Below are 8120 nucleotides of genomic sequence, written 5' to 3' on the forward strand. Positions count from 1 at the left end.
TAAGGATTTTCTGAACAAATATATCTTAGCGTACAGCAAAATGGGTTAATTGTGACAAGAATGTGTCTAAACGTACAGAATTCCCGAAATGATATGGTGAGGCCATATCATTTCGGGAATATAGCAGAAGTAAAACGCTGGAATGCTGAATATCAATGCTGTGTATTAGAACTTCAAGACCTCACATGATGAGACAGGGCTGTACCTGTCGTAATGATCGAGGACAATACACCAACACCTAAATGTATGTTGCACCCCCACACTGCAACGTTCTCGGTCATTACGATGCGTATAACGCATCAACAAAATAAAAAAGCGCTCTGGATATAACAGAACGCCTTGGAGAATCAAAATAAATTTCGATTAAGTACATTATATCAGATTAATCATCCTAATAAAAGGAGGAAATGAGAAATTTTAGAAAGCGTAATAGTCATGTACAACAGCTACGGCATTAGTGATCCGCATTTTCCTGACGGTACCCCATGCCTATCAAACACGTCACAGAATTACATACTATTTCACCCATGTTTAACCAGAAATACAAAAAGAACTTGTAGAAATCACTACAAGTTCTTTTTAGGGTAGGGTAAATCATAGAGCTACATAAACAATCTCATCAGACATACTAACCTAAGGAGAACTGTCTTAATAATTTTATTATATAACAAATATTACCAGTTCAAGATTATAATTTTGAAATTTATGTGAACTATGAAAACGAATTGTACCTTTGAAATAAAACCGTACTGTTTATAAAAGGAGGTACTGTTTTAGAGAAATTTATACCGTTTACAAAAAAAGTTGCATCGGTTTATTTCTTTTCGATTAAAGAACTCTATGTGAGTTTTAATCAAATTTTTTCATTTTAGGGGGTATTTTGTTTTGTTAGCTTGATAGCGATGGGGCGGAATGCTGTAACTAAAGGGAAAAAATATTATGATCCAGCATATAATTCAATAGTTTATTATTATAATGGTGTGGCAGTAGCAAGACAGGGAAATTCTTTGACAACTACATACAAAACAGCAAAACCAAAAAGTAGATGGAGGTAAGAAGAAAAAATGAAATCAAGAATAACTTATGACAATGAGGCAAAATTAGCTTATCTATACATTTTCTCATCAGTTGCTCAATATAAAATTCAATCTACTGATGAGTTAGAAGTTAATGAGTACTTAGGACTTGATATCGATCAACATGATAGAATTGTAGGCATTGAATTCTTTGGCCCTGTAGCATCTGAACTATCTAAATTAGCGGGTTCTGAGAAAATATATAAGAAAAATGGTAACGTATATTCTTTTCGCTTATCCGAACAAGAGGTAAAGAATAAATTTCAATATAAAGGAATTGATTTTTGTTTCTCGGATGAAGAATTTGAATGTTTTATTGGGTTTGATGTTATAAATCTTAATAAATATGATAAAGATCTTTTGGAAGAAGTTACTGTATAGTAGGCGGCATTTCCATAATAAAACGAGACCCTCAATGAGCTGCACCCCAATTGTTAGACAAAAAGCTAACTATTGGGGTGTTTCTTTATGTCAAAATACACAGCTGAGTTCAAATTAAAGATAGTCGAACATTATTTACAAACGAATTGTAGTAAAAAAAGCCTCGCTAGGAAATTCAAGGTTTCTCGAAGTGATGTCCAAAAGTGGATTGCTTTTTATGAAAATCAAGGTGAGGCAGGCTTGGTTTCTACCTATACAAACTATACTGAAGAGTTTAAACTAGACGTACTAAACTTTATGATTGATACGGGTACTTCACTTATAGAAACGGCTGCGGTATTTAATATTCTGGCACCTTCAACTATTGGCCTTTGTGTAGCAATGGAACCAAATCACGCAATAAGCATTAGCGGACATTAAAAATAGTGAAAATGACTAAATCAATTTAGAGCCATGTATGAATCAGCATTGAACATACAAAAGCAAAAGAAAGATAGTAATGCCAATTTTTATCTTTTCGTTTGTATCGTAGAAATCCCAATGCTCCTAATGCAAGAAATAAAATATACGAAATAACACCTGATATAGAGATTGCATTTGTTTTCCATTCATAAAATACCATAATAATTACATGCATGGTAATCAATGCGAATGCAATAACTGCAAAAGAAACATGAAATAATTTCACCCACTTTAAGATTTTTGAAATGAATGCTTTAATCTCTTTTCCTAATTTTATTTTTTTGAGTCTTAATAAAAAATAAAGAGGAAATATGGCAAATGTAGCAAAAATACCAATTCGACCTAAAGAAGCTTTATTTTTAGCATAAAATTCCAAAGGACTTTTCATGTGGTGCATATGTTGATGATTTATATCTGCTGGTATATCTGTTGGCATATTTATTGTTAATGAATTTCTGTGTTCAATTGTCCAAAATCCACATGCAAGAATAACGAAAGCTGCTATGATTGCAATATAAATTAATTTCCTCTCTTTTGGATTTTTAATCCACTGTTTTAGCATAAAAAAACTCCTAACTTAAAATATTTATTAGATTTAACCTAGTATAATAGTCTTTTATTGTATAGTTATAATATTAAACCCTTCTTAAAGAACACTTAAATAAAGCTGAAAGAATGCTGAAAGAATACTAAAAAAATCTCCATATTTATTTAACGATTTATCCGAAAGAATTCTTCTTTCTCTATCTTCACAAAAATAATCATTTATCAAATTATATCTTTTTATGTAAAAAGGACTTAAAGATTTTATCTGTAAAGCGTATACATGTAGGGTTAACATAACGTAACATTATCGGGATTCAATGTATTTAGAAGACTATTAAAAATCCCCCAGATTGTTTAACTGGGGGACTTTAGTGTTCACATAATTCTCGATATAGGAAGTTCTTTATTACGATATAGATTAAAGGATTAGGTTATATACCCGTTGGAAAGTCAAGGGTAAAGCTGCCGTTATGGATAGACCTATTAAGACTGTAGATATCACCGAAGTTGTAAATCTACCGAAAGTTATTTCTTTTCTTTTGTAGGCAATGTTTAATACTCTAATGATGGAGTAGACAGTCATAAATACTATGATAGTCACACAAATACTCGTTAGAATTACCTCCATTTGGAATTCCATCATGAATTACCCCTTTTATAATATAATTTGGTTTTTACAGCAAACCCCTTTCTGTTTGGAGAGGGAGTCTGCCTTTTCTTTGCTTGCTATATGAAAACTAGAAAGTTTAAGACAAATAGCATGCCAAATATAATGATCAAGATGCCAATACGTGATGCCTTGCTTCTCTTGTTGAACCATTCCCAACGACTACTTTCATGATGAAACATCGCATAGTCTATTAAGGTGACGATCAATAAACCAAGTATTACGAATATTCCTGTCAAGAAACACCCTCCTTTTCCTAATTATACCATTTTAGAGAGGTAATTTATTGTGGGAATTTGTTTGCATATTGTATTCATACACGGTTAACATAACGTAACATTATAAGCAGTTAAAAATGTGTTTTATTAATTGACTAGTAATATTTTGAAAGAAAATATAGCTATAATAGTAAGAAAATTCGGTGTATTATAATAATGCACTGAATAGGTACATTATTGTACTTTAAAAATTTAGCTTAAGGTGGGATCGTATGTGAATGGAGATAAAAGACTAAAAAAACCGGTGGTAAGTTTTATATTATTAACCAACATTATTTTTTGGCCACTTTTTCTTCTTGTAGGAGTCACCAAGTTATTAGATTTTCCAACGTGGATTTTTGATGTAATGCTTTGTATATCAGCTTGGTCTTCCACTTTTGCTTTTGTGTTGCTATCTAAAAAACTCTATCCTGGACAGAGTTTTATTCGATTCGTAAAAGATAGATTTAAAAATAAACTTAGTTTCCCTATAGTTCTTACTGTAAGTATGATTCAAATAATTATATTTTTGATGATGTTGTTTCTCGTGTCGATTAACAGTGAAGCAAACTCGATTTTTAATAGAACTACATGGGGCGTGTTAATTTATTACTTTGTTAAAACTATTGTGGCTGGACCACTAGGAGAAGAATTAGGGTGGAGAGGTTTTGCATTAATGGAGCTTCAAAAAAAATATTCGCCATTAAAATCTTCAATAATTATTGGTTTTTGGTGGGGAATGTGGCATTTACCTATATGGTTTACTACAGGTTTTGCAGGCAGTAATTTAATCAAATATATTTTGTTTTTTATGATTGCAATTATATCTACTACAATTATCATGACAGCATTTTATAATTTAAATCGAAATTTAATTATTCCAATGATCATCCACTTTTTCTTTAATTTATTTATTGGCATAATAAATGGAAAATTAATTGAATTAATTATGTATAATGCAATTTTTTATTTGATAGTTGCGATTTTAATTATAATTATAAATCCAAAGAAAGTATTATACGGGAATAAAATTACAAAATTTATAAATGAAGAACATGATTTGATTTAGTAATAGTTTTTACAATTTTTTTATGTATGTTCTATACGAGGTACCGCCAGCATTTTGAAAAAAAACACGCTAAGCAAAAGATACAGAAAGCCGTCCAACTGATACCCCAATTGTTATTCGTGTCTAACAATTGGGGTGCACATCATGCTATAATCGGTCTTTTTGTATAATTATTCTTTGGTTTTATCTTTTTTAAGTGTTCTAATAATATAACAGATTAAAAATGCACCTCCAAAAAAAATAAAACCTCCAATAAATAAATAATAAATATCTTTTTTTATTCCAAGACTAGTTCCTACATAACTATAAGTAAAAGCCCAAAGAATTAATGCTATTATTTCGGTTTTTGTTAACTTATTCATAAGTATTAAGTTTCATTCAAGCTTTCAACCGACAAACTGTTCTGTGTTATTTCTAAAGCGAAATAGCATAAGTTTTACGTTTTGCTCTGTATCTGGCACAAATTGAATTATGGTTGGCGTGCATTGACGTGGGATATTGAATGGTTTTCTTCTAAAATGAATACCATAACAAAGGAGGAATGAACGCATGAAAGTGATTTTAATTACAGGTGCAAGTAGTGGAATCGGGTATCAAACTGCGCAATTATTAGCGAAACAAGGTCATAAAGTATACGGTGCAGCACGTCGATTAGAAAAAATGAGCGGCTTAGAAAAAGATGGTGTGATTCCGATCAGCTTAGATATTACAGACGAATTCTCTATTCAAAACTGCGTGGATACAATTGTAGCGGCTGAAGGCCGGATTGATATTTTAATTAACAATGCAGGGTACGGGTCATATGGAGCTGTTGAAGATGTCCCTTTAGAAGAAGCAAGAAAACAATTTGATGTGAATATATTTGGATTAGCCCGTCTTACACAGTTGGTTCTCCCTACGATGCGAGCACAACGCTCTGGAAAGATTGTGAATGTCTCATCTATGGGTGGTCGGGTTACTACATTATTTGGAGCTTGGTATCATGCGACAAAATATGCTTTAGAAGGGTTTAGCGACTGCCTTCGCATGGAGATTTCTCAATATGGAATAGACGTTGTATTGATTGAACCGGGCGGAATTAAAACTGACTGGGGATTTATTGCCGCAGATCATTTACTGGAAACCTCAAAAGGAGGAGCTTATGAAGAATTAGCTGCAAAAACAGCCAAAGGTATGAAAAAGCAATATTCTTCTAATATGCTATCAAAACCTGAATTGATTGCGAAAACGATTGTAAAAGCCGTTCAGAAAAAAAGACCTAAAACTCGCTATCTCATTGGATTTGGCGCAAAACCAATTGTCTTTTTAAAGATGATTTTACCAGACAGAGTCTATGATAAGCTGATGACAAACATGTCATGAGGAAATAACCATGAAAATCACGATTACTCACCAGTTTCAACAATTTTTTGCATCATTAGGCGTTTCTATGGAAGAACTTCTGCATAAGGCCAATATTCCTAATATGCTTTGGAAAGAAACATTAACCTTAACCAATCTTGAATATTACCGGCTTCTCCAAGAATTTGATCATATCTTGTCTGATGAGCAATTACTGGCCTTTAGTCAAATAGAAAATATCAATATGTTTATGCCGCCATTTTTTGCTGCCATGTCAGCAAAAAATGGCTATGAAGGTATGCAACGCTTAGCAAAATACAAAGGTTTAATTGGCCCTGTGGAAATTCAGATGAATGAGACATCAACTACTGTGTGTTATCATTTTTCCTTTATTTATCCCAATCAGGAACTCCCTCGGTTTGCTTTATTAAACGAGCAGCTATTGCTCGTTAGTTTGCTTAGAATAGCGACGGGTGAAAGAATCATTCCCCTTCTTGTTCAGGGACCTTATTTCTATGATCCTCTTATTGAAGAGTTTTTTGGAATTCGTGGAACAAAAAGCGTAACGAACCAACTGATATTCAAACTAGAAGATTTAAAACGACCTTTTTTAACCCAAAACAATATCATGTGGGAGTATTTGAAACCAGAGTTTGCAAGAAGACTCCAAGAGATTTCTCACCAAAAATCCTTTTCTCAAAATGTCCAGGCAATTTTGTTTTCAGCCATTCCGAGTGGCCATTTCACTTTAGAAGAAATTGCGTCTACATTAGGGATTAGTGTAAGGACACTTCAGCGAAATCTGAGCGCTGAAAACACAACATTCAATCAACAGTTACAAGCCGTTCAAAAAATGCTGGCATTTCACTATCTGCAAGAACCCAATTTGACTACCAACGATATTGCATACTTACTTGGTTATGCAGATTCTAATTCTTTTGTCCGCGCTTTTAAAAAATGGACGGGTCAAACCATTTCAGAGTATAAATCATTTCATAAATAGGGTTCCGACGCACAGTCATCAATCGTTTATTCCATAATCATAGTATATTCATGCTCTGACGGAGGTGGAAGGTCATAGAGGAGGAGAAGATGAATGCATTATTAGTAGGAGCAACGGGAGCCACAGGTAAAGACTTGTTGGACTTATTGTTAAAAGACGATTCTTTTCATCAGGTAGATATTTTTGTTAGGTGTTATCCAGATTTCCAACACGAAAAATTAAATGTACATGTTATTGACTTTGACAAACCAGAACAATGGAAACATTTAGTGAAGGGGGATGTTTTGTTTTCATGTATGGGAACTACCCTAAAAGCAGCGGGAAGCAAAGAAGCCCAATGGAAAATTGATTACGAATATCAATACCAGTTTGCTAAAGCTGCCAAAGAAAACAACGTGAGCCATTATGTATTAGTATCTTCTGTTGATGCATCTCCAAATTCTCCTATTTTCTATTCAAAGATGAAAGGACAGTTAGAAGAAGCAGTAAGGGCTTTAGGGTTTCTAAAGTTGTCAATCTTTAACCCACCTTTACTGATACGAAAAAATACTGATAGAATAGGTGAAGTTGCTGCATTGAAAGCATTGCATTTTTTTAATAAATTGGGTATTTTTCGTTCTCAACAACCTCTGCCGACAGAGATATTGGCGCAAACCATGATAAACTCTGCCAAAATCAAAGAGAACGGTATATTTACGGTGAAAGGCCAAGCCATTCGGAAGTATGTTGAAGCTAATCATGAATGATAATTCCTTGGATTATAAAGGATGTACAACAATGAATTTTCTTCAACCATTGTACCAACCGTAATAGACAGCCGATTTTCGCCTTAACGTGGTGAAAATCGGCTATTTTATTGCCCGTAGGTCATGCCCATCAACTTAGCAAAAATACAATGCCCCAAAACGATGAAATTGAGCAACTTGTGCAAAATCTTCGTTTTGGGGTAATTTGAACTTCTTAACTTGATGGGCATGGGGTACAGACCTAAACCCACGTTAAGCAAATTTCGACATGAAAATAAGCGATTTTAACAACGTTAAGAGTATCTTGATGCAACACAACATCATTTGTGTTGCATTACAAAGAAAAAAACTATCAAAATTGGTTGCTAACGCAACACAATTTAAAAGGTTCTGGTGCAAAAACTTCAAAATACATGCAAGTAATCTCTAAATCTTGGACATACTGATACTACCAATCTAAAAAAGGGACGTGATCAGTATGGAAAAGCAAAATTTATTCAAGTGGAAACATTATCAACCCGATATTATTCTTCTTACTGTCAGATGGTACCTACGGTACAACTTGAGCTTTC

7 protein-coding genes and 2 pseudogenes are annotated in these 8120 nt (G+C 33.3%); 7 read left to right on the forward strand and 2 right to left on the reverse strand.

Annotated elements, in window-relative coordinates; all coding sequences use genetic code 11:
* The first annotated feature begins 1064 nt into the window (after window positions 1-1064).
* Complete coding sequence (locus ACFQZ1_RS05830; RefSeq protein ID WP_377881167.1) at window positions 1065-1457, forward strand: DUF2283 domain-containing protein; 393 nt, start codon at window positions 1065-1067, stop codon at window positions 1455-1457.
* A gap of 87 nt (window positions 1458-1544) precedes the next feature.
* Window positions 1545-1691 (forward strand): annotated as a pseudogene (locus ACFQZ1_RS05835) (transposase); the annotation flags it as partial.
* A 211-nt stretch (window positions 1692-1902) separates the two neighbouring features.
* Here the strand turns inward: ACFQZ1_RS05835 and ACFQZ1_RS05840 are convergent.
* Window positions 1903-2481: a hypothetical protein gene (locus ACFQZ1_RS05840; RefSeq protein WP_377881168.1), complete on the reverse strand. Its 579-nt coding sequence runs from the start codon at window positions 2479-2481 to the stop codon at window positions 1903-1905.
* A gap of 1143 nt (window positions 2482-3624) precedes the next feature.
* Between ACFQZ1_RS05840 and ACFQZ1_RS05845 the strand changes: the two genes are divergently transcribed.
* Window positions 3625-4458: a CPBP family intramembrane glutamic endopeptidase gene (locus tag ACFQZ1_RS05845; RefSeq protein ID WP_377881170.1), complete on the forward strand. Its 834-nt coding sequence runs from the start codon at window positions 3625-3627 to the stop codon at window positions 4456-4458.
* 170 nt (window positions 4459-4628) lie between these two features.
* Here ACFQZ1_RS05845 and ACFQZ1_RS05850 read toward each other — a convergent pair whose 3' ends face one another.
* The gene (locus tag ACFQZ1_RS05850; RefSeq protein WP_377881172.1) at window positions 4629-4820 is read right to left on the reverse strand and encodes a hypothetical protein; all 192 of its coding nucleotides are present in this window, start codon (window positions 4818-4820) and stop codon (window positions 4629-4631) included.
* 187 nt (window positions 4821-5007) lie between these two features.
* Between ACFQZ1_RS05850 and ACFQZ1_RS05855 the strand changes: the two genes are divergently transcribed.
* The 4 genes and pseudogenes from ACFQZ1_RS05855 to ACFQZ1_RS05870 all read left to right on the forward strand — a co-directional run.
* Window positions 5008-5820, forward strand: a complete 813-nt coding sequence (locus tag ACFQZ1_RS05855; protein WP_377881175.1) for an oxidoreductase — start codon at window positions 5008-5010, stop codon at window positions 5818-5820.
* 10 nt (window positions 5821-5830) lie between these two features.
* Window positions 5831-6802 carry a helix-turn-helix domain-containing protein gene (locus ACFQZ1_RS05860; RefSeq protein WP_377881177.1) on the forward strand — a complete coding sequence of 324 codons (972 nt, stop codon included), beginning with the start codon at window positions 5831-5833 and terminating at the stop codon, window positions 6800-6802.
* Between the two features lie 89 nt (window positions 6803-6891).
* On the forward strand, window positions 6892-7548 hold the full coding sequence (locus ACFQZ1_RS05865) for an NAD(P)H-binding protein (RefSeq protein ID WP_377881178.1): 657 nt from the start codon (window positions 6892-6894) through the stop codon (window positions 7546-7548).
* A gap of 478 nt (window positions 7549-8026) precedes the next feature.
* A pseudogene (locus ACFQZ1_RS05870) lies at window positions 8027-8120 on the forward strand (IS6 family transposase); the annotation flags it as partial.

The sequence above is a fragment of the Bacillus sp. CGMCC 1.60114 genome (assembly GCF_042676365.1).
GTDB lineage: Bacteria > Bacillota > Bacilli > Bacillales > Bacillaceae_G > Bacillus_A > Bacillus_A rhizoplanae_A.

Excerpts from the sequence above, each read along its gene's own strand:
- ACFQZ1_RS05830 (WP_377881167.1), top strand. The coding sequence starts at position 1,065 with ATGAAATCAAGAATAACTTATGACAATGAGGCAAAATTAGCTTATCTA.
- ACFQZ1_RS05840 (WP_377881168.1), bottom strand. The coding sequence starts at position 2,481 with ATGCTAAAACAGTGGATTAAAAATCCAAAAGAGAGGAAATTAATTTAT.
- ACFQZ1_RS05850 (WP_377881172.1), bottom strand. The coding sequence starts at position 4,820 with ATGAATAAGTTAACAAAAACCGAAATAATAGCATTAATTCTTTGGGCT.
- ACFQZ1_RS05855 (WP_377881175.1), top strand. The coding sequence starts at position 5,008 with ATGAAAGTGATTTTAATTACAGGTGCAAGTAGTGGAATCGGGTATCAA.
- ACFQZ1_RS05860 (WP_377881177.1), top strand. The coding sequence starts at position 5,831 with ATGAAAATCACGATTACTCACCAGTTTCAACAATTTTTTGCATCATTA.
- ACFQZ1_RS05865 (WP_377881178.1), top strand. The coding sequence starts at position 6,892 with ATGAATGCATTATTAGTAGGAGCAACGGGAGCCACAGGTAAAGACTTG.